At 71.5% G+C, this 20293-nt stretch carries 17 protein-coding genes; 5 read left to right on the plus strand and 12 right to left on the minus strand.

What is annotated here, in order from left to right; all coding sequences use genetic code 11:
- Window positions 1-2 precede the first annotated feature (2 nt).
- Genes rfbD through EDF23_RS16600 form a run of 5 tightly spaced genes read right to left on the minus strand, consistent with a single transcriptional unit; the run spans window position 3 to window position 5985 of the window.
- The gene (gene rfbD / locus EDF23_RS16580) at window positions 3-854 is read right to left on the minus strand and encodes a dTDP-4-dehydrorhamnose reductase (RefSeq protein ID WP_131922427.1); all 852 of its coding nucleotides are present in this window, start codon (window positions 852-854) and stop codon (window positions 3-5) included.
- Complete coding sequence (gene rfbB / locus EDF23_RS16585; protein ID WP_111086003.1) at window positions 851-1837, minus strand: dTDP-glucose 4,6-dehydratase; 987 nt, start codon at window positions 1835-1837, stop codon at window positions 851-853. Before rfbB ends, rfbD begins: the two co-directional genes overlap by 4 nt.
- Window positions 1834-3498 carry a glycosyltransferase family 39 protein gene (locus EDF23_RS16590; RefSeq protein WP_131922429.1) on the minus strand — a complete coding sequence of 555 codons (1665 nt, stop codon included), beginning with the start codon at window positions 3496-3498 and terminating at the stop codon, window positions 1834-1836. The genes rfbB and EDF23_RS16590 overlap by 4 nt, the downstream gene beginning before the upstream one ends.
- Window positions 3495-5054 carry a glycosyltransferase family 39 protein gene (locus tag EDF23_RS16595; RefSeq protein ID WP_123292219.1) on the minus strand — a complete coding sequence of 520 codons (1560 nt, stop codon included), beginning with the start codon at window positions 5052-5054 and terminating at the stop codon, window positions 3495-3497. The genes EDF23_RS16590 and EDF23_RS16595 overlap by 4 nt, the downstream gene beginning before the upstream one ends.
- Complete coding sequence (locus EDF23_RS16600) at window positions 5044-5985, minus strand: glycosyltransferase family 2 protein (RefSeq protein WP_111086000.1); 942 nt, start codon at window positions 5983-5985, stop codon at window positions 5044-5046. Before EDF23_RS16600 ends, EDF23_RS16595 begins: the two co-directional genes overlap by 11 nt.
- A gap of 98 nt (window positions 5986-6083) precedes the next feature.
- Here EDF23_RS16600 and rfbC point away from each other — a divergent pair, with 98 nt between their 5' ends.
- Genes rfbC through EDF23_RS16615 form a run of 3 tightly spaced genes read left to right on the plus strand, consistent with a single transcriptional unit; the run spans window position 6084 to window position 9406 of the window.
- Complete coding sequence (gene rfbC, locus EDF23_RS16605; RefSeq protein ID WP_111085999.1) at window positions 6084-6692, plus strand: dTDP-4-dehydrorhamnose 3,5-epimerase; 609 nt, start codon at window positions 6084-6086, stop codon at window positions 6690-6692.
- 21 nt (window positions 6693-6713) lie between these two features.
- Entirely contained in the window at window positions 6714-7577 is an 864-nt protein-coding gene (rfbA, locus tag EDF23_RS16610; protein ID WP_111085998.1) for a glucose-1-phosphate thymidylyltransferase RfbA, read from the plus strand.
- Window positions 7578-7585: 8 nt separating this feature from the next.
- A complete protein-coding gene (locus EDF23_RS16615) occupies window positions 7586-9406 on the plus strand; it encodes a glycosyltransferase (protein ID WP_131922431.1) in 1821 nt (606 codons plus the stop codon).
- Window positions 9407-9491: 85 nt separating this feature from the next.
- Here EDF23_RS16615 and EDF23_RS16620 read toward each other — a convergent pair whose 3' ends face one another.
- The 6 genes from EDF23_RS16620 to EDF23_RS16645 all read right to left on the minus strand — a co-directional run bounded on the left by EDF23_RS16620 (window position 9492) and on the right by EDF23_RS16645 (window position 15409).
- Complete coding sequence (locus EDF23_RS16620) at window positions 9492-10037, minus strand: DUF805 domain-containing protein (RefSeq protein ID WP_165901175.1); 546 nt, start codon at window positions 10035-10037, stop codon at window positions 9492-9494.
- A 50-nt stretch (window positions 10038-10087) separates the two neighbouring features.
- Window positions 10088-10942 (minus strand): glycosyltransferase family 2 protein, encoded by an 855-nt coding sequence (locus EDF23_RS16625; RefSeq protein WP_131922435.1) that lies wholly within the window; start codon window positions 10940-10942, stop codon window positions 10088-10090.
- Window positions 10939-12141, minus strand: a complete 1203-nt coding sequence (locus tag EDF23_RS16630; protein ID WP_243648966.1) for a glycosyltransferase family 1 protein — start codon at window positions 12139-12141, stop codon at window positions 10939-10941. Before EDF23_RS16630 ends, EDF23_RS16625 begins: the two co-directional genes overlap by 4 nt.
- Window positions 12142-12215: 74 nt before the next feature.
- A complete protein-coding gene (locus EDF23_RS16635; RefSeq protein ID WP_207895528.1) occupies window positions 12216-13355 on the minus strand; it encodes a glycosyltransferase family 2 protein in 1140 nt (379 codons plus the stop codon).
- Window positions 13274-14503, minus strand: coding sequence for an ABC transporter ATP-binding protein (locus EDF23_RS16640; RefSeq protein WP_131922439.1), 1230 nt, complete (start codon window positions 14501-14503; stop codon window positions 13274-13276). The genes EDF23_RS16635 and EDF23_RS16640 overlap by 82 nt, the downstream gene beginning before the upstream one ends.
- Window positions 14504-14506: 3 nt before the next feature.
- Window positions 14507-15409 carry an ABC transporter permease gene (locus tag EDF23_RS16645; protein WP_123292227.1) on the minus strand — a complete coding sequence of 301 codons (903 nt, stop codon included), beginning with the start codon at window positions 15407-15409 and terminating at the stop codon, window positions 14507-14509.
- A 190-nt stretch (window positions 15410-15599) separates the two neighbouring features.
- Here EDF23_RS16645 and EDF23_RS16650 point away from each other — a divergent pair, with 190 nt between their 5' ends.
- Together EDF23_RS16650 and EDF23_RS16655 are read left to right on the plus strand one after the other, a co-directional pair.
- A complete protein-coding gene (locus tag EDF23_RS16650) occupies window positions 15600-16193 on the plus strand; it encodes a hypothetical protein (RefSeq protein WP_131922441.1) in 594 nt (197 codons plus the stop codon).
- On the plus strand, window positions 16193-18742 hold the full coding sequence (locus EDF23_RS16655) for a hypothetical protein (RefSeq protein ID WP_131922445.1): 2550 nt from the start codon (window positions 16193-16195) through the stop codon (window positions 18740-18742). The genes EDF23_RS16650 and EDF23_RS16655 overlap by 1 nt, the downstream gene beginning before the upstream one ends.
- Window positions 18743-18949: 207 nt before the next feature.
- On the opposite strand, the gene EDF23_RS16660 is transcribed toward EDF23_RS16655, so the two are convergent.
- Complete coding sequence (locus EDF23_RS16660) at window positions 18950-20266, minus strand: glycosyltransferase (protein ID WP_131922448.1); 1317 nt, start codon at window positions 20264-20266, stop codon at window positions 18950-18952.
- Window positions 20267-20293 lie beyond the last annotated feature (27 nt).

Consider the following 20293-nt stretch of genomic DNA (forward strand, 5'->3'; position numbering starts at 1 on the left):
GCCTACTTCGTCAACGCTCCTGCGGCCACCGCGGCGCGCAGCGCCTCGCGCCAGTCGCGCATCGGCGCCAGGCCGGCGCGCGACCAGCCGTCGTGGCCGAGCACGCTGTACGCCGGGCGCGGCGCCGGCCGGACGAACGCGGCGCTGTCGGTCGGCAGGACGCGCTCGGGGTCGAGTCCGAGCTCGGTGTAGATGGCGCGGGTGAAGTCGAACCACGACCCCTGCCCGGCGTTGGTGCCGTGGTAGACGCCCGCGGGGGCGTCGCCGTCGACGAGCTCGACGATCCGCGCGGCGAGGTCGCCGGTCCACGTCGGCTGACCGACCTGGTCGGTGACGACGCTCACGGTGTCGTGCGAGCCGGCCAGCCGGAGCATCGTCGCGGCGAAGTTCGGTCCGTGCGCGCCGTAGATCCAGGCGGTCCGGACGACGTACGACGTGTCCGGGGCGATCTCGCGCACGAACGCCTCGCCCGCGGCCTTGGTGCGGCCGTAGGCGTTGATCGGGTCGGTCGGGGCGTCCTCGGCGTACGGGGCGGTGCCGTTGCCGTCGAAGACGTAGTCCGTCGACACCGTGACGAGCTTCGCACCGTGGCGGACCGCGGCCTCGGCCAGGAGCTTCGGGCCGGTCGCGTTGACGGCGAAGGCGTCGTCCTCGTGGTCTTCTGCGTCGTCGACCTTCGTGTACGCGGCGGAGTTGATCACGACGTCGTGTCCGGCGACGGCGGCGTCCACCGTGGCCGGGTCGGTGATGTCGAGCTCGGCGCGCGAGAGTGCCGTGACGTCGCGGCCGGCGAGCGCGGCCCGGAGGTCACGGCCGAGCATGCCGGCGGCGCCGGTGATGAGGTACCTGGTCATGCGATCGCTGCGCGCTCCTTGAGCGGCTCCCACCACGAACGGTTGTCGCGGTACCACTGCACGACGTCGGCCAGGCCCTGCTCGAAGGGGACCTGCGGCTCGTAGCCGAGCTCGGCCTGGATCTTCGAGATGTCGACCGAGTAGCGCAGGTCGTGGCCGAGACGGTCGGCGACGCGGTCGACGTACGACCAGTCCTTGCCGGTGGCGTCGAGGAGCAGCTGCGTGAGCTCCTTGTTGGTGAGCTCGGTGCCGCCACCGATGTTGTAGATCTCGCCGGCGCGGCCACGGGTCAGGACCATCGCGATGCCGCGGGTGTGGTCGTCGACGTGCAGCCAGTCGCGGATGTTGTTGCCCTCGCCGTACAGCGGGACGTGCACGTCGTCGATGAGGTTCGTGACGAAGAGCGGGATGACCTTCTCGGGGAAGTGGTACGGCCCGTAGTTGTTCGAGCAGCGCGTGATCGAGAGGTTCAGCCCGTGGGTGCGGTGGTAGCTGCGGGCGAGCAGGTCGCTGCCGGCCTTCGACGCCGAGTACGGGGAGTTCGGCTCGAGCGGTCGTTCCTCGTCCCACGAGCCCTCGCTGATGGAGCCGTAGACCTCGTCGGTGGAGACGTGCACGAAGCGCTCGGTGCCGTGGCGGAGCGCAGCGTCGAGCAGGCGCTGGGTGCCGACGACGTTCGTCTCGACGAAGATGCCGGAGTCGCGGACCGACCGGTCGACGTGGGACTCGGCGGCGAAGTGCACGATCGCGTCGACCGTCGGGACGACCTCGTCGAGCTTCGCGGCGTCGCGGATGTCGCCGTGCACGAAGGTGTAGCGGGGGGAGTCGGCGACCGGTGCGAGGTTCGCTTCGTTGCCGGAGTAGGTCAGCGCGTCGTAGACGACGACCTCGGCGCCCTCGAGGCCGGGGTACGCGTCCTCCAGGGTGCGGCGGACGAAGTTCGAGCCGATGAAGCCGGCTCCTCCGGTGACGAGGATCTTCACGAGTTCTCTTTCCTGACGGTCGGTTCGTGGGTCGGCGGCGATTCTAGCGGGAGCCCGGTGACGGGGGTGGCCGTGGTGCCCGGCACGGCGGCCGTGGTGCCCGGCACGGCGGCCGTGGTGCTCGGCACGGCGGCCGCGCGCCAGACGAACACGGCGGCTGCGACGGCGGCGACGAGGAACAGTGCCCCGGCCAGCGCGATCGGGAGCGGCCCGGCGAGCGAGCCACCGGCCATCGCCGACAGGCCGCCGGGGGTGACCCGGAACTGGACGTTCTCCCACGCGCCGCGGTACGCGATGCCGATGCCGTACAGGGCGATGGCGAACGAGCCGACGGCGGCGATCCGGGCGAGCCGGCGGCGCAGTTCCGGACGGACGACCAGGGCACGCCACGCCACGGCCTGCGACAGCACGAGGGCGACGACGGCCACGAACAGGAACCGGCCCTGCAGCCCGTTGCCCTGGTGCGTGCCGAGGTAGTTCCGCCAGTTGTAGGCGAGGGTCGCGACGACGACGAGCGCCGGCCAGACCAGGGCGATGGTCATCACCCGGCGTCCGGCGCCGCGACGCGCGTACGACCAGCCGAGGGCGACGAGACCGATGATCGCCAGGGCGTCGACGACCATGGGCGGCAGCGGCCACTGGTTCGCGCCGAAGTCCCCGAAGAACGAGGCGGTCAGGCCGTCCCACTGCCGACCGGCGAACGCGCCGGGGTTCGCGCCGCCCGACGGGTACGGCTGCACCGTGGTGACGCCGCGCAGGGCGTCCGGCAGCAGGGTCCCGCTGACGAGCAGCGTGCGGACCCACCACCAGCCGGACACCGCGGCGGCAGCGACGACGACCACGCCGGCGTGCAGGGCCGACCGGCGCCACGGACGTGCGGTGCGCTGGTCGCGGTCGCGGTCGCGGTCCCGGTCGCGCTCGCCGCGCTCGCCGCGCTCGTCGCGGGCCAGCGCGAACACGAGGACGACGAACGGCACCGCCAGCAGACCGAGCGCGCTGATCGCCGCGAGCCCGGTCACCGCCACGGCCAACCCCGCCGTGGTCCACCACGACCGGTCACCGGTGAGCACCCGCACGCTCAGCCACACGAGCACGGCGCCGAGCAGGATCATCGGTGCCCACGACGTCACGCCGGCGCCGACCTGCGCGAGCTGCGGCACCGCGAAGAGCAGCAGCGGTGCGACCAGGGCGGTCCGCGGCGACCGCGTCACCCGGCGGACGGTCGCCCACACGAGCACCGGCAGCGCGGTCACGAGCACGACGTCGAACAGGCGCAGGACGAGCACTGAGGTGGCCCAGTCGTGCGCCCCGAAGCGGATCAGGCGCAGGATGCCCGCGGCGACGAGCCAGTACGTCGGCGGGTTCTGCGACATCGGGTCGATCGCGGGGGAGTCGCCGGGGACCGCCGCCAGGAGCGCGTCGACCGTGGGGCGGTCGACGGCGGGCACCGGGTGCTCCACGATCTGCCGGATGGCGGCGAGGTAGTGCATCTCGCCGCCGTGCGGCCACCCGAGGCCGAGCGCCAGCCGGAACGCGGCGTCGACGTGCGCGGGCTCGTCGGGGGCGCCGAACGCCGGGGTGAGCAGGGCGAAGCCGAGCAGCAGGCCCAGCCACGCGACGGTGATCGTGCCGAGCACGACCCACTCGCGGCGGGCGGTCACGCCGTCACCGCCGTCCGGCGCACGAAACGCACCAGCAGGACCGCCGTGGCGATCAGCGCGACCGCTGCCACGGTGGCCAGCGTGAAGTTCCCGCCGGCAGCGAGCATGCCGTACTGGTCGAACTTGACGATCGAGAACTCGTCGATCCAGAACGCGGCGTCACGGCCGAACGCCCGGAGCGCGTAGACGACGCCGTAGAGGGCGATGGCCGTCGCCGCGACGGACATGCCGACGGCCAGTCGTGTGGCGCCGGCCGCGGTGACGGTCACGCGCCGCCAGGCCAGGGCGCTCAGGGCGATGAGGGCGATGAGGGTGGGGTAGTAGTAGCGGCCCTGGGTGCCGGCGACGATCGTGTTCCGCACGTAGCCGCCCCACCCGCTCTGCATGTGCAGGGCGATCAGGATGACGGGGTACGACGCCAGGACGATCGCGGGTCGCAGCGACGGGCCGCGGCGGAACGCCCAGATGACGATGCCGGCGATCGACACGATGGTCAGGCCGTCGATCAGGAACTGGGCGAACTGGAACTGCGTCAGACCGCCGACGCTGCCCCAGAACGTGCGGGTCACGCCGTTCCAGTAGTCGCGCAGGAAGACCTCCGGACTGGCCGCGGTGTCGTCCGGGAACGGCATCGACGGACGGGCGTAGGCCATGCCGTCGGGCTGGATCGCGTGGTACACGAGGATGTTCCGCAGCCACCACCACCCACCGACGACGCCGGCGATCCCCAGCGTCCAGGTGGTGCGCAGCACGTTCCGCCAGACGGTCGCGCGGGTGCAGCCCGCCGCCATCACCGCGATCCCGACGAAGGGGACGGCGGGCAGGGCAGTTCCCTTGGTCAGCAGCATCGCGCCGAGCAGCAGGCCGATCCACACCGTGGTCCGCACCCGCTGGTCGCCCGTCAGCAGCCGGACGACGAAGTACACCAGCGCACCCGCGAGGGGCAGCATCAGGGCGTCGTTCGTCACCGAGGTACCGATCGACGCGACCTCGGGGACGGCCAGGATCGCCGCCCCGCCGACCACGGCAGCCCGGGGCGAGCGGGTCAGCCGACGCACCGTGGCCCACGCCAGGAACGGCAGGGGCAGCACGAGCAGGGCGTCGAACAGCCGCAGGGCCATCACGGCGTGGTCCCACCGCAGGTCCTCGAAGTGCACCAGGTGGAGGACCCCGGCGGCCAGCGCGTAGTACGTGGGCGGGTGCTGCGACATCTGGTCGATGCTCGTCGGGTGCACCCCGGGGAACTCCCGCAGCAGCTCGCCCCACGTCGCGTTGTCGGACGCCGGCTGTCGCAGGTTGCTGATCTGCGTGTCGTGCGTGGCGTTGAGGTAGTGCATCGCGCCCGGCTCCGGCCAGGCGTCACCGATCGCCAGGTGCAGGACGGCGTCGACGTGCGTCGGCTCGTCCGGCGCCTTGTAGGTGGTCGTCACGATCGCCCAGACCGCCAGGACGGCGGCGAACGCGACCGTCAGGGCGATGACGACGACGCGCTCGGCACGGTCGACCCGTGGGCGGGCGACGGTGCCCGACACGGCCGGGGCCGTGTCAGTCGCCATACCGCTGCAGTTTCTGCAGGTCGAGCTGCTCCTCGGCCAGCGTGCGGTTGAGGCGGGTGAGGTCGGCGACGACGCCGATCACGATGGAGAGCAGCGCCGTGATGAGCAGCACCACACCGAGGATGATCGACTGCAGGTGGTTGCCGGGGGTCTGCATCGCGAGCAGCACCAGGTAGCGGACGAGTGGCCAGAGCCCGAGCCCGCCCAGGATCACGCTGACCCAGGCGAAGAGCGCCATCGGCCGGTACATCAGGTAGACCCGGGCGATCGCCGAGCCGGACTCGAACATGTGCTGGAAGATGTTGCTGAACAGCCGGGACTCGCGCGTCTTCGGGTTCGTCGTGATCGGCACGGACGCGATCGCCAGGCGCTTGTAGCCGGCCTGCACGATGGTCTCCATGCAGTAGCTGAAGCGCGTGACGATGTTCAGGCGGATCAGCGAGTACTTCGAGTACGCGCGGAACCCGCTCGCGGCGTCGGGCAGGTCGAGCCCGGCGGCGCGGCTGGCGACCCACGACCCGAAGCGCTGCATGAGCTTCTTGAAGCCGGAGAAGTGCTCGATCGTGCGGGTCTGCCGGTCGCCGATGACGATCTCGGCTTCCTTGCGCAGGATCGGCTGGACGAGCTCGGCGATCTGCGCCTGCGGGTACTGGTTGTCGCCGTCGGTGTTGACGACGATGTCGGCACCGTGCAGCAGGGCGTAGTCGACGCCGTCGCGGAACGACCGGGCGAGACCCATGTTGGTCGTGTGGTGCACGAAGTGCTTGACGCCGTGTTCCTTGGCGACCTCGACGGTGCGGTCGGTGCTGCCGTCGTTGATGACCAGGATCTCGATCTCGTCGATGCCGTCGATCTCACGCGGGATCGAGTCGATGACGCTGGCGAGGGTGTTCTCCTCGTTGAGGCAGGGGATCTGGACGAATAGCTTCACGGGCTCGCTTGGTCTCGTTTCGGGAGTCGCAGCGCGCGGGGCGCGGGGCACAGAACCAGGACAGCCTATGCGATGCGCCACCTTGCTAGGCTTCCCCGGTGCAGATCCGCGAACTGAAGATCCCCGGCGCGTGGGAGTTCACGCCCGTCCAGCACGGCGACGCACGAGGAGCATTCCTCGAGGCGTACCGGGCCGACGTCCTCGAGGAGACGGTCGGTCACCCGCTGGACCTCCGCCAGGTGAACATGTCGATCTCGTCGGCCGGCGTCGCGCGGGGCATCCACTACGCCCTCGTCGCCCCGAGCCAGGCGAAGTACGTCACCGCCGTCCGTGGCGCCTTCATCGACTACATCGTCGACATCCGCGTCGGTTCGCCGACGTTCGGGCAGTGGGACTCGGTCCGCATCGACGACGTCGACCGCAAGGCCGTGTACCTGTCCGAGGGCCTCGGCCACGCGATCGTCGCGCTCGAGGACCACTCCACCGTGAACTACCTGGTCAGCGCGCACTACGACCCCCAACGCGAGAAGGGGATCACGATCCTCGACCCGACCGTCGGGCTCGAACTGCCGGACGGCATCGGTGAGCCGGTGCTCTCCGAGAAGGACACGAGCGCCCCGACGCTCGAAGCGGCCGCCGCCGCCGGTCTGCTGCCGACGTACGAGGAGTGCGTGGCCTACACCGAGTCTCTCCGCACGACGAAGTAACGAAGTAAGGAAGCGATCCCGATGAAGGGCATCATCCTCGCCGGTGGATCCGGCACGCGCCTCTGGCCGATCACCAAGGGCATCAGCAAGCAGCTCATGCCGATCTACGACAAGCCGATGGTCTACTACCCCCTGTCGACCCTGATGATGGCCGGCATCCGCGAAGTGCTCGTCATCACGACGCCGGAGTACAACGAGCAGTTCAAGGCCCTGCTCGGCGACGGCTCCGCCTTCGGCATGGAGATCCAGTACGCCGTGCAGCCGTCCCCGGACGGGCTCGCGCAGGCCTTCGTCATCGGCGAGGACTTCATCGGCGACGACAGCGTCGCACTCGTCCTCGGCGACAACATCTTCCACGGCACCGGCCTCGGCACGAACCTGCGGAAGAACACCGAGGTCGACGGCGCGACGATCTTCGCGTACCACGTGGCCGACCCGAAGGCCTACGGCGTCGTGGAGTTCGACGACGACTTCACTGCCGTCTCCATCGAGGAGAAGCCGGCCGAGCCGAAGTCGAACTACGCCGTCCCCGGCCTGTACTTCTACGACAACAAGGTCATCGAGATCGCGAAGACGATCGAGCCGAGCGCCCGTGGCGAGCTCGAGATCTCGACGGTCAACGAGCGCTACCTCGAGGCCGGTGAACTCGGCGTCCAGGTCCTCGACCGTGGCACCGCGTGGCTCGACACCGGCACGTTCGAGTCGATGATGCAGGCGTCCGAGTACGTCAAGGTCATCGAGGACCGCCAGGGCTTCAAGATCGGGTGCATCGAGGAGATCGCCTGGCGCAACGGCTGGATCGACGACGCGCAGCTCGCCGAGCTGGCCGCGCCGCTCGTCAAGGGCGGCTACGGCGTCTACCTCCAGCGGCTCCTCGGCGCCTAGCACCGCCCGTGGCGTCCGGTTCTGGGTGGTTCGGTCGCCGTCGTCGCGACACGACGGCTGCCGACCACCCCGACCGGGAGGCCCGTCCCACGCCCGCAGCGACGACTGACGTCGTCCGCGTGGCCGGCTTCGACGACCCCCTGCCGCACCTGGACCAGGACGTCACGGTCCTCGTCACGACCCGGTCGGACCGGCACGCCGAGGTCACGCGCCTCGTCGCCGTCGCCCGCGAGGCCTTCGGCCGCGGCACTGACGTCCGCGCCGTGAGCTACGTCGCCGACGCCTCGCCGCGCGATCCGTTCGGTCGTCGCCTGCCGTGGGTGCGGACCGTGCCGGTCGACGGCCTGGGGTCCGCGATCAACGCCGGCCTCGCCGCCGGGGTCGGACGGGTCCTCGTGCTCGTCGACACCTCGGTGACGATCGATGCCGCCGGTCTCCGGGCCCTCGCCGCGGCCGACGCGGTGGCACAGGCACGGGTCCGCCTGCCGGACGGCGCACTCCGCTCCGGCGCCCGGCTCCTCCGTCCCGGGGCGCTGCCCTGGTCCGACGACGCCGTTCCCGGAGGCGCCGCCGAGGACGCCGACGCCGTGTTCGCGGCGGACCAACCAGTGCTCTCGATGCCGGGGGCGGCGCTGGTGCCGGCACCGTGCCTCCCGGACGAACGCATGACCCTGACTGCCTGGACCCGCGCCGTCGCCGATGTCCACGGCGGACCGGTGCGCGTCGTCGGTGCGGCGACCCGCTCGGTCGAGGCCGGCCGCACGGTCGACGCCGCGACCGTCGACGCGTTCAGCGCATGGCGGGACCGTGGGCCAGCGACACGTGACGTCGTGGCCGGGCCGCCGCTGCCGCCGTGGGGAGCGCGACCGGTGACACCGGTCCGCCGGACGACCAGCAGCGCCACCGACCCGCTCACCTGGTCGCTGAAGATCGCCGCTCCCGCCGGGCCCGAGGGTGACGGCTGGGGCGACGTGCACTTCGCCGCCGAGCTGGCCGGGGCCCTCGAGCGGCTCGGGCAGCGTGTCCGGATCGACCGCCGTGACGCCCACGTGCGGGACGACGATGCCTCGGACGACGTGACGCTCGTGATCCGCGGGCTCGACCGGGTGCCGCCGAACCCCGCGTCGGTGAACCTCCTCTGGGTGATCAGCCATCCCGACGACGTCTCCGACACCGAGCTCCGGTCGTTCGACGCGGCGTTCGCTGCCGGTCCGGTCTGGGGTGCGACGGCCGCAGCGCGATCGGGGGTCCCGGTCCGCACGCTGCTGCAGGCGACCGACCCCGCGGTGTTCCACCCGGGCGCGCGGGCGACGACGAGCCCCGATGCCGACCGGGTGGTCTTCGTCGGCTCGACCCGCGGCGCCGCGCGCCCGGTGGTCGCCGATGCCGTGGCGCTCGGAGCCGACCTTCGCGTGCACGGCCCGGCGTGGCAGGGCGTGGTCCCCGACGCAGCGCTCGGCGAACCATCGCTGAGCCGGGCCGAGGTCGCCACGGCCTACGCCTCGGCGCGCGTGGTGCTCAACGACCACTGGGCGGACATGGCGGCCGGTGGCTTTGTGTCGAACCGGGTGTTCGACGTGTTGGCGTCCGGGGGAGTCGTCGTCACCGACGAGGTCGCCGGGCTGACCGAGGTGCTCGACGTCCCGACGCTCGCGGTCGCGCGTTCCCGTGACGAGCTCGCTGCGCTCCTCGACCCGGCACGCGTGTGGCCGTCCGCTGCCGAGCGGGCGGCGGTCGCGTCGCGCATCGCCGCGGAGCACTCCTTCGACGCCCGAGCCGCCGTGCTGCTGGCCGCCGCCCGCGCCGAGCGCGCCCGCCTCCGCGCCTGACCCGACTCCTCGCGAACCAGGTTCCGGACACAACATCGCGAAGATCCGTGGTGCTGAGTCCGGAACCTGGTTCCGGCCGTACCCCCTACGCGGCGCGGTGGGCGACGGGGACTTCGGCGCCGGACGGCTCCGGGTCCGGGTCCGACAGGAGCGTCGGGCGCCAACTGCGGCGCAGGGCACCGAGCAGCAGGAACAGGTCCAGGATCGGGAAGCCGCCGAACAGCGCGATCCACGCCGGCGACCCGATGTCGCGGAGTCGTCGTGCGCCGAGTGCCAGGTTCGGGATGACGGTCAGCACGCACCACACGAACAGCACCCACTGCGACGGCGGCCCCTGGGCGACGACGTGCCAGCCGTCGGGGCTGCCGTTGAGGCTCAGGACGGACTGCCCGATCCCGAGGAACCCGGGGGTGTTCTGGAAGGTCGACATCGAGTCGTCGGCGTCCGGGATCCCGGTGGCCATCGGCACGAACGTCACGACGAGCCAGACCACGAGCACGTCGACGGCGCGTGCCCACCAGAACTCGGCCCGGCTCGCACGGGCACGGCGGAACGTGAACGCCCCCGTCCAGTAGCGGCGGGCGGCGTCGATCGGGCCGCAGCCGAGCCAGGGTTCCGGGTCGCGGTGCACGACGCTGAGCCTAGTGGGGTCGCGCACGGCCCTGCAGGCCCCCGACCGGGCTACTTGCGTGTGACCCAGCGGGCGCGGGCGGAGAGGCCCGCGTGCAGGGCGACGCGCAGCGGCCAGAGCCACCACGCCCGGTACTTCCGCGACAGGAACCGGTACGCGCTGCGGTGGTGCTCGATCTCCATCCGGCGCCGGTTGGACGACGTCGAGTGCGCCCCGGTGTGGGTGACCACGGCCGTCGGCACGTACACGTTCGCGCGACCGGAGCGACCGACGCGCTGGCCCAGGTCGACGTCCTCGAAGTACATGAAGTACGACTCGTCGAACCCGCCGAGCTCGCGGAACACCGACGTCCGGATGAGGAAGCACGCGCCGGACAGCCAGCCGGCCTCGCGCTCGACGACCTGCGTGGTGGACCAGTACCGCTGGCTCCACGGATTGGCGGGCCAGAACCGCGAGAACGCCGCGTGGCCGAGCCCGGTCCGGAGCGACGGCAGCTGGCGTGCGGACGGGTACGTCTCGCCCTGCTCGTCGAGGATCCGCGGCCCGAACGACCCGCCGGACGGCAGCCGGTCGGCGGCGCGCACGAGTTCGTCGATCGAGTCGGGTGCGAGCACGACGTCGGGGTTCGTGACGAGCAGGAACTCGGGGCGGACGTCGGGCAGGACGTCGTCGAGGGCGCTCAGTGCGGCGTCGATGCCCCCGCCGTAGCCACGGTTGCCCCCGGATGACACCACGACGGCACCGTAGGACTCACCGATCGCCCGCAGTGCGTCGATGTCGGCGGACCCGTTGTCGGCGATCACGACGGCGACCGGCTCCGAGGACGCCGCCGCGACGCTCGCCAGGAACGGCCGGATGGTCTCGCCGGTGTTGTAGGTGACCGTCAGCACGGCGACGCGGATCACCGGGTACCCCCGGCCCGAGCGTCCCGGGCCACGGCCGAGTAGGCCTCGACGTGCACGGCTGCCGTGGCCTCCCACGTGAACGAGGCGGCCCGGGCCAGCGCGGCCGCCCGGTGCGACGCGACGAGCGACGGGTCGTCGAGCAGCCCCGTCATCGCGGACGCCAGTGCGGAGGCGGACGGCTCGGTGTACACCGCTGCGTCACCGCCGACCTCGGGCAGTGACAGCCGCCGGGTGGTCAGGACGCAGGCGCCGGAGGCCATCGCCTCGACCACCGGCAGGCCGAAGCCCTCGCCGAGTGATGGGTAGACGACGAACTCCGCTCCGCCGAGGTAGCCGGCCAGGTCCTCGAGGGGCAGGTAGCCGGCCTCGATCACGTGCTCGTCTGGCTGCAGGGCGTCGAGGCGAGCGATCGCGGACTCGTCCCACCCGCGGGCCCCGGAGAGCACCAGCCAGGGGACGTCGGAGCCACCAGCCGAGCCACCAGCCGAGCCGGCGTCCGAGCCGGCGGCCGTCCGCGCGGAACGCACCGCGGCGTAGGCGTCGAGCAGCGCGGTGACGTTCTTCCGCGGTTCGATCGTGCCGAGGAACGCGATCCAGGGCGCACCTTCGGGCAGCGTCGCGGCGATCCGGGCGTCCTCGACCTCGGCGGTGGACGGCTCGTGGAACACGGCACGGTCGACGCCGAGTGGTGCGACCCGGACGTCGGCGCGGATGCCGGTCACCACCCGTGCAGCCTCGGTCGCGGTGGCCGCGCTCGGCACGATGACGACCGGGCGGGAGCGCAGGGACCGACGGCTCCACCAGGTGAAGAACGTGCGCTTCAGGCGGGAGTGCCACTCGGGGTTCGAGAAGAACGTGGCGTCGTGCAGGGTCACGACGGACCCGCCGCGCCACGCGAACGGGAACGTGTAGTGCGGGGAGTGCAGCACCTGCGCGCCGAGTCGTCGGCCGAGCGCCGGCAGCCCGGTCTGCTCCCACAGGAAACGAAGCGGCACCGAGTCGGTCCAGCCCGGCGCGGTGTGCACGGTCGCGTGCGGCGCGACGGCGGCGAAGTGCGGAGCGTGCACGGGTCGGACCACCAGGTGGACGTCGAGCGCCGGGTCGGTCAGGTGCGACACGACCCCCTCGACGTAGCGGCCCACACCGCCGAGTGCACGCGGTACCGCGGTCCCGTCGACGAGGACGGTGAGCTGCGGCACGCGAGGGTCCTTCCGAACGGGGGCGCCACGGTCGGGTCCGTCGGCGGGGGAGTGACCAGGATAGCCCTCCGCGCTCATGCGCCCGGGTCCACGCTGCGGCGCGGGACGGACGCACGCCGCGACTCGCGGAGCCGCCGCGCGAGGTGCGATGGGAGCGCCCCGACGACGTCCGCGAACGCTGCCAGGACGAGCCGGGCCTCCCGTCGGGTGGGACCGGCCAGCAGCCCGCGCAGGCCGCGGAAGAGGGTCCGGGCGCCCGCCCGCAGGACGGTGCCCCACGGCGCGTGCCAGAGCGCGACGACCACCCGGTTGCGCGCGTTGCGGAAGAGGAACAGGTCGCTCTGCACCCCGGACGACGCCGAGTGGTCGTGCTCGACGACCGCGTCGGCCGCGTGTTCCACGCGCCAGCCGCGTCGGCGGAGTCGCCACGCGAGCTCGGTGTCCTCGTAGTACATGAAGAGCGACTCGTCGAGCAGGCCGACGTCGTCGAGCGCGCTCCGCCGCAGGGCGGAGGCCCCACCGGAGAACCCGAAGACGTCGACGTCCGCGACGCGGTCGACGGGCGCGAACCAGTCGCGGTCCATGCCGTTGCCGTCGCGGTCGACGCGCACGCCGGTCGAGTTGAGGCGCACCTCGCCGTCAGGCGACGGCGTCCACGAGCGGCCGTCGTGGCCCTGCAGCACGCGCTGGCCGGGTGCTGGCGTCGCGCCGACCGGGAGGCTCGTCCAGCGTCCGGCGAGCACGATGCGGCCCGTCACGGCCGCGACCTCGGGCCGCGCCTGCGCCAGGTGGTCGCGGAGCGCCGCGACGAAGCCCGGCGCGGGGACCGCGTCGTTGTTGAGCAGGACGACGACGTCGGCGTCCGCGTGCCGGATGCCGGTGTTCGCGCCGGCCGCGAACCCACCGTTGTGCTCCCGCGCGAACACGTCGACGTCGGGCAGCTCGCGGCGGAGGACGGCGACGGAGTCGTCCGACGAGCCGTTGTCGACGACGACCACCTGGTCGGCCGCGCCGTCGGCGAGCACGGCGCGGACGGCCGCGGTCGTCAGGTCGGCGCGTTCCCAGTTGACGACGACGACCGCGGTGCGCGGGACGGCCGGGGTCCGGACGTCGGTGCCGTCGTCGGTCGGGCTCAGTCCAGCTCCTCGATCGAGGGCTGCGCGTAGACCGTGCCCACGGCGTTCTCGAACCCGGGCACCTCGAACGAGTCGCACTCCGGCATGTCGTGCAGGTGGCGGCCGGCGGAGTCCATCATCGACACGTTGATGAAGTACTTGCCGGTGCCGAACGCGGTGTCGGCGATCCGCAGGCGGAGCTTCCGGCGACCGTGCAGCGGCTGCAGTTCGAGGCCCATGATGCCGGTGGTGGTGCCGTACACGACCTGGCCGCCGGCGTTGTTGATCTGCACCGCGGCCTCCCAGTCGGCGATGCCGTCCAGGTGCTCGAACTCCATGTCCACGACGAGGTCGTCGCCGGGCATGACCTCGGCGCGGGGCTCCTTGCCGTCGACGCGCACGCTCGCGCCGAGGACCTTGCCGCGGCCGACGGCGACGTCGGTGCTGAGCTCGCCCTGGCGGCGTTCCTCGAGGACCTCGCGGAACATGCTCACGGCCTGGACGGGATCGCCGTCGTGCAGCACCTTGCCCTTGTTGAGCAGGACCACCCGGTCGCACATCTCCTGCACCTGGCTGAGCGAGTGCGTGACGATGATGATCGTCTTGCCCGCCTCTTGGAAGGTGCGGATGCGGTCGAGGCACTTGCGCTGGAACGCCTCGTCGCCGACGGCCAGCACCTCGTCGACGAGCAGGACGTCGGGATCGGTGTGCACGGCGACGGCGAAGGCGAGTCGCACGTACATGCCGGATGAGTAGAACTTCACCTGGGTGTCGATGAAGTCGCCGATCCCCGAGAACGCCAGGATGTCGTCGAACTTCTCGTCGGTCTGCTTGCGGCTCAGCCCGAGCAGCGACGCGTTGAGGTAGACGTTCTCGCGCCCGGACAGGTCGGGGTGGAAGCCGGCGCCGAGCTCGAGCAGGGCAGCGAGGCGACCGCGGCGGGCCACCGTGCCGGAGGTCGGCTGGATGATGCCGCCGATCGCCTTGAGCAGGGTCGACTTGCCGGAGCCGTTCTGGCCGATGAGGCCGACCGTGGAGCCGGCCTGGATCGACACGGTGACGTCGTCGAGGGCCCAGAAGTCCTGGCGGTGCTTGCGGCCGGCGCGACCGAGCGTGACGATGCGCTCGCGCAGGGTGTTGTCCTTGCGGACGGTGAAGCGCTTGCGGACGTGGTCGATGACGATGACGTCCGGGCGCTCGGCGGTGCCCTCGGTGGGCGTCGGGGCGACGGGGGTGCTGATGGCCATGGTCTACAGCTCCTGCGCGAAGTTGCCCTGCAGACGGGAGAACACCCGCTGCGCGCCGAGGAGGCACAGGACACCGATGACGAACGCGATGCCGAGGCGCAGCATCAGGTGGTCCGGGTACGTGACGTCGGCCGGGTCGTGCAGCCAGATCGCGTTCTGCATGCCGAGCACGGCCAGCGTCAGGGGGTTGTTCGTGTAGGCGGTGATGAGCCAGTCGGTGTTCACGGTGGCGACCACCCGCGAGTACGAGTACACGATCGGCGAGGCCCAGAGCAGGACCATGAGGCCGACGTCGATGACGAACTGCACGTCGCGCAGGTACACGTTGAGCGCGGACAGCACCAGGCCGATGGCCGCGCCGTAGACGAGGATCACCGCGAGCGACGGGATCAGGTAGACGAGCCCCTCGTGGAACGGGAAGACGCCGATGACCACGGTCGCGGCGAGCAGGATCGCGAACTGGATGGTGAAGTTGACCAGGGCCGCGCCGACGCTGGCGAGCGGGAAGACCTCGCGCGGGACGTAGACCTTCTTGATCAGCCCGGAGTTGCCGACGATCGAGCCGGTCGACCCGGCGACGATCTCGCTGAAGAGCGTGTAGGCGGTCAGGCCGGTGAAGACGTAGATCGCGAAGTTGTCGATGCCGTTGGCGGCGCCGAGGACCTTGCCGATGACGAAGTAGTAGATGAGCAGCTGGGTCAGCGGGCGCACCAGCGTCCACACGAACCCGAGCGCCGAGTCCTTGTACCGCGCCTTCAGGTCGCGTCGGATGAGCATCCCGAGCATCTCGCGCTGCCGGAAGACGTCGCGCAGCTCTCGCCAGGTTCCGCGGAAGGCGCTCGTCGGAGCGCCGATCACGACGAGGGGTTCCTTCGCGAGCGCCGCCATGCGGGCTTGATCGACCATACGTCTCTTCGTTCGTGGGGGCAGGACCGGAACAGCATACTCACCGGGCCCGCGCGGCAGGGATGGGCGACGGCCGTCGTGCACCCCGAGCGGGGGTGATTCCGGACCGATCCAACCCTCAACCTTCACTTTGGGGTTACCGTTGTCGCAGCCCGGACCCTTGTCAACATCCACAGGACGGCCCGTCAGCATGCTCCTCGCATCCAGGCCGATCGCTGCGTTCGCGGTGGTCGGTGCCCTCAGTGTTCTCTTGGCCGGTTGTTCCGGTGGTGGCGACGACGCCACCCCGTCGCCGTCCGCGTCAGCGACCCGCACCGCGAGTCCGACCCCGACCGCCGACGACCCGGCGACCACGGAGCCCACCGGCACCGCGTCGTCGCCCGCGTCCGAGGCCACCGACGACCCCACCGCCTCGGACAACGACACCCCTGGTGCCTTCCCGGGGAGCGGCTCGACCAACGAGCCGGACACCGACCCGTCGGACTTCCCGGCGACCGCCGTCGTGACCTACAGCGGCTGGGACACGGCCTCGAAGTCGCTGCAGGCCGGCGGACTCGTCTCGGGCACCACCGACACCAGCGGGACCTGCACGTTCTCCGCGAAGAAGGGGAGCGTCACGCGCACCGCCACGAGCGCGGCGCAGGCGAGCGCTTCCTCGGTCAACTGCGCGCAGGTCGCGTTCCCCGCGGACCAGGTCCCCAGCGGCACCTGGTCCGTCACCCTGACCTACGCCGTCGGCTCCGCGTCGACGACGTCCGACCCGATGCCGGCGGAGGTGCCGTGATGCGTTCCATCCAGACCGAGTCGGACGGGCGCCGTCGCCGACCCTTCCGGACCTCCCTCGCGATCGTCGCGGCACTCGCCGTCGCCGTCAGCGGGCTGACCTTCGGCACGATCCTGTCCGAGCAGACCACGACCGAGTCCGCCTCGGCCGCGGTCGCCGGCGACTTCGACCCGGGCAACATCATCAGCGATGCCAACTTCTACAACGGCTCGGCGATGAACGCCGCGGCCGTGCAGTCGTTCCTGACGAGTGTCGCCCCGAACTGCCGGAAGTCGTCGAGCGGCCCCGCCTGCCTGAAGGACTTCTCGCAGAAGATGAGCGCGATCGGTGCCGTCTCCGGCCGGTGCAGCGCCATCGCCGGCGGCACCAAGTCCGCCGCGACGATGATCGCCCAGGTCGGCGCCGCGTGCGGCATCAGCCAGAAGGTGCTCCTCGTGCTCCTGCAGAAGGAGCAGGGCATCGTCACGACGTCCTCGCCGACGTCCTACATGTACCTGCACGCCACCGGCTTCGCGTGCCCGGACACCGCCCCGTGCGACCCGGCGTACTTCGGCTTCGGTCAGCAGGTCTACGCCGCCGCGCTCCAGTTCAAGCGCTACCAGTCGTCGCCGACCTCGTGGGCGTACCAGGCGGGTCGGACAAACTCGATCCTCCTCAACCCGAACGCGGCCTGCGGGCGCAAGTCCGTCTACATCCAGAACCAGGCGACCGCGGGGCTGTACATCTACACCCCGTACACCCCGAACACCGCCGCGATGTCGAACCTCTACGGCACCGGTGACGGCTGCTCGGCGTACGGCAACCGCAACTTCTGGCGCATGTACACCGACTGGTTCGGCTCGGCGACCGGCGGTGGCAACCCGTACGGCAACGTCGACGCGGTCACGCCGAGCTCGACCTCGTCGATCACGGTCAGTGGCTGGGCCGTCGACCCGGACACCACGAGCGCGCTCCGCGTCGCGTTCTACGTCGACGGGGCCGGGGCGAAGACCGTCACCGCGAACGTGAACCGCCCCGACCTGTCCGCCACCCTCGGCGCGAACAACCTCAAGCACGGGTTCTCGACCGAGCTGACCGGGCTGAGCGTCGGCAAGCACTCGGTGTGCACCTACGCCATCAACCAGGGCAAGGGCAGCAACACGCTGCTCGGCTGCTACACCCGCACGGTCGTGAGCGCAGCCCCGAAGGGTGCACTCGACACCGTCACCGGCAGCGCCGGCACGATCACCGCGACCGGCTGGGCCCTCGACCCCGACTCGGCGAAGCCCGCCCCGTGGAAGATCCTGGTCGACGGCGTCAGCAAGGCGACCGGCACCACCGACCGCACCCGCACCGACGTCGCCAAGGTCTACAAGGGCGTCGGCAGCACCCTCGGGTTCTCGAAGACGATCGGCGGCATCACACCGGGCACCCGCACCGTGGCGCTCTACACGCAGGACAAGCCCGGCACCGGCTACGTCAAGGTCGCGTCGAAGTCCGTCACCGTCAGTGCCCCCACCACCGGCAAGACCGGCAAGACCGGAGCACTCCGCGGGACGTACGACTCCGTCACCGGCGGCGCCGGCACGGCCACGGTGCGCGCGTGGGCGATCGACCCGGACGTCTGGGACCCCGTCAAGTACAAGGTCCACGTCGACGGCGTCAGCACGAACAGCGGCACCGCGAACGCCACCCGCACCGACGTCGAGGCGAAGCACCCGTCCTGGGGCTCCGACGTCGGCCTGGCACTCCGCCTGACCGGGCTGAGCGCCGGCAACCACACCGTGCGGGTCTACTTCCAGGACCTGCCGAGCGGCACCTACAAGAGCTTCGGCACGAAGACCGTGAAGGTGACGTCGGCCACCGCCCCGTCGTCCGGCACCACCGGCAAGACCGGCAAGACCGGCGCGGTGACGGGCTCGTACGAGTCGGTCACCGGCGGCGTCTACAGCGCGACGGTCAAGGGCTGGGCGATCGACCCCGACGTGTGGGACCCGGTCAAGTACAAGATGCACCTGGACGGCGTCGCGATCGACCCGGGTGTGGTGAACGTCAAGCGCACCGACGTCGAGGCCGTCCACCCGGGCTGGGGCTCCGACGTCGGCCTGTCCGTGCAGCTCACCGGTCTGAGCGCGGGCACGCACACCGTCCGCGTGTACTTCCAGGACCTGCCGAGCGGCACGTACAAGAGCTTCGGCACGAAGTCCTTCACGGTCATCGACCCGCCGGCGACGGGCAAGACCGGCAACACCGGATCGGTGAAGGGGTCGTACGACTCCGTCACCGGCGGCAAGGGGACCATCACCGTCAAGGGGTGGGCGATCGACCCCGACGTGTGGGACCCGGTCAAGTACAAGATGCACCTGGACGGCGTCGCGATCACCCCCGGCACGGTGAACGCGACCCGCACCGACGTGCAGAAGGACTACCCGAACTGGGGTTCGGACGTCGGGCTGTCGCGGGTGCTCACCGGGCTGAAGCCCGGCACGCACACCGTGCGGGTCTACTACCAGGACCTGCCGAGCGGGACGTACAAGAGCTTCGGGACGAAGACGGTGACCGTGCAGTAGACGGTCGCCGAGACGGACGGGAGGCCCGTGGCGGATCCGCCACGGGCCTCCCGTCCGTTCCGTGGTCGCGCCCACGGCGGCGGATCGTGAGCAGCAACGGTCGGGTCCGGTGGACGGACCCGACCGTTCCTGCTCACGAAGTGAGCGCGCTCGACGTCAGTGCTGGTCCGACGTCAGTGCTGGTCCGACGTCAGTGCTGGTCCGACGTCAGCGGCGCACGCGCCGGGCCATCAGGCCCACGCCGTGCAGCAGCCGGTACTCGGGGGAGCGGGTGAGGCCCGCGAACCGCGCCGCGATCTGGTCGCGCTCCGCCTCGGCCTGGCGGCGGGCCGTGTCGTACGCGCCGACCTGCTGCTCCGACGCGACCAGTCGCCGGTTGATGTCCTGCACGCCGGACAGGTGGACGTCGCGGTCGTGCTCGGCCTGCCGCAGGACCTCGCGCTGCGCGGTCGCCCAGCGCAGGAACGCGTTCCGCTCGCCGGACCGACCCGAGGCGACCGCGACGGCCGCGTCCAGGACCGGACCGACCTGCTCGGCGCGCGCACGGAACGAGTGCCGCTCGACGACCACGGCACGCAGTCGGGCCGTCAGGGCGGTGCGCTCGGCGCGGGGCATCGCGAGCACCCGCTCGAGCGACGCGGCGTCGTCGAAGACCGGCACGTCGGACAGGCCGAGCTCGTCCAGGCCGAGCGCGCAGTCGGTCACCGGCAGCGCCCCGGACGCGAGCGCCTCGTACAGGCGGGAGTTCAGGGTGCCGTACTCGGCGGCCGGGGCGATCACGTCGTCGACGACGAAGCCGGCGGCGCGGTACACCTCGGGCAGCGCGAAGTAGGACACCGCGGGCCGGAGCTCGACGCCGGCCGTGGCCTCGACGTGGTCGACGTTCGCGGCGAACCACACGATCGGCTCGGCCGGGGCGACCTCGGCGAGCACGTCCTGCACGCGGCGGCGCACGCCCCAGAAGTTGACGGTCGCGACGGCACGGTCCGTGCGCTCGGACGCCGTGGCGGGCGCGGTCGTGCCGGCTTCGTGCGGGCGCTCGTCGGTGAACAGGTCCAGGTCGACACCGATCGGGACGACCTCGACCGGACCGTCGTACTGCGCGGCGACGGCGTCGCGGGCGATGCCGGACGACGTCCACACCGCGTCGAACTCACCGAGGTAGGGCAGGGCCGCCCACTTCGCGGTCCAGTTCCGCACCCACGCGACCAGGGCGGTGCCGGCGGGGACGTAACCGGGGACGAACGACTCGATCATGCTGACCACGACGGCGGTGTCGGCGGGGACCGCTTCTCCCCAGCGCTCGAGCGGCCACATTGCGACGCCCCAGCCCTCGGCACGGAGCGCCCGCGCGAGCCCGAGTGCGACGAACAGGTCGCCCTTGCCCTCGGTCGGGTCGGCGGTCGACACGGCGAACCGGACGGTGCCGCGCGGCCCCTCGGCGTGCGCACCGGCCGCGATGGCCGCGTACTCCGGTGCGAGGGGCGAGGACAGGGGAGTGTTCGGGATCACTGCGGCAGTCACGCGGCCCATTCTGCACGAATCGGCGAC

This window comes from Curtobacterium sp. PhB128 (genome assembly GCF_004340725.1).
Taxonomy (GTDB): Bacteria; Actinomycetota; Actinomycetes; order Actinomycetales; family Microbacteriaceae; genus Curtobacterium.

What these genes read in the sequence shown, in the direction of transcription:
- rfbD (WP_131922427.1), bottom strand. Translation starts at nt 854, where the DNA reads ATGACCAGGTACCTCATCACCGGCGCCGCCGGCATGCTCGGCCGTGAC.
- EDF23_RS16595 (WP_123292219.1), bottom strand. Translation starts at nt 5,054, where the DNA reads ATGGCGACTGACACGGCCCCGGCCGTGTCGGGCACCGTCGCCCGCCCA.
- rfbA (WP_111085998.1), top strand. Translation starts at nt 6,714, where the DNA reads ATGAAGGGCATCATCCTCGCCGGTGGATCCGGCACGCGCCTCTGGCCG.
- EDF23_RS16640 (WP_131922439.1), bottom strand. Translation starts at nt 14,503, where the DNA reads ATGGCCATCAGCACCCCCGTCGCCCCGACGCCCACCGAGGGCACCGCC.
- EDF23_RS16645 (WP_123292227.1), bottom strand. Translation starts at nt 15,409, where the DNA reads ATGGTCGATCAAGCCCGCATGGCGGCGCTCGCGAAGGAACCCCTCGTC.
- EDF23_RS16650 (WP_131922441.1), top strand. Translation starts at nt 15,600, where the DNA reads ATGCTCCTCGCATCCAGGCCGATCGCTGCGTTCGCGGTGGTCGGTGCC.
- EDF23_RS16655 (WP_131922445.1), top strand. Translation starts at nt 16,193, where the DNA reads ATGCGTTCCATCCAGACCGAGTCGGACGGGCGCCGTCGCCGACCCTTC.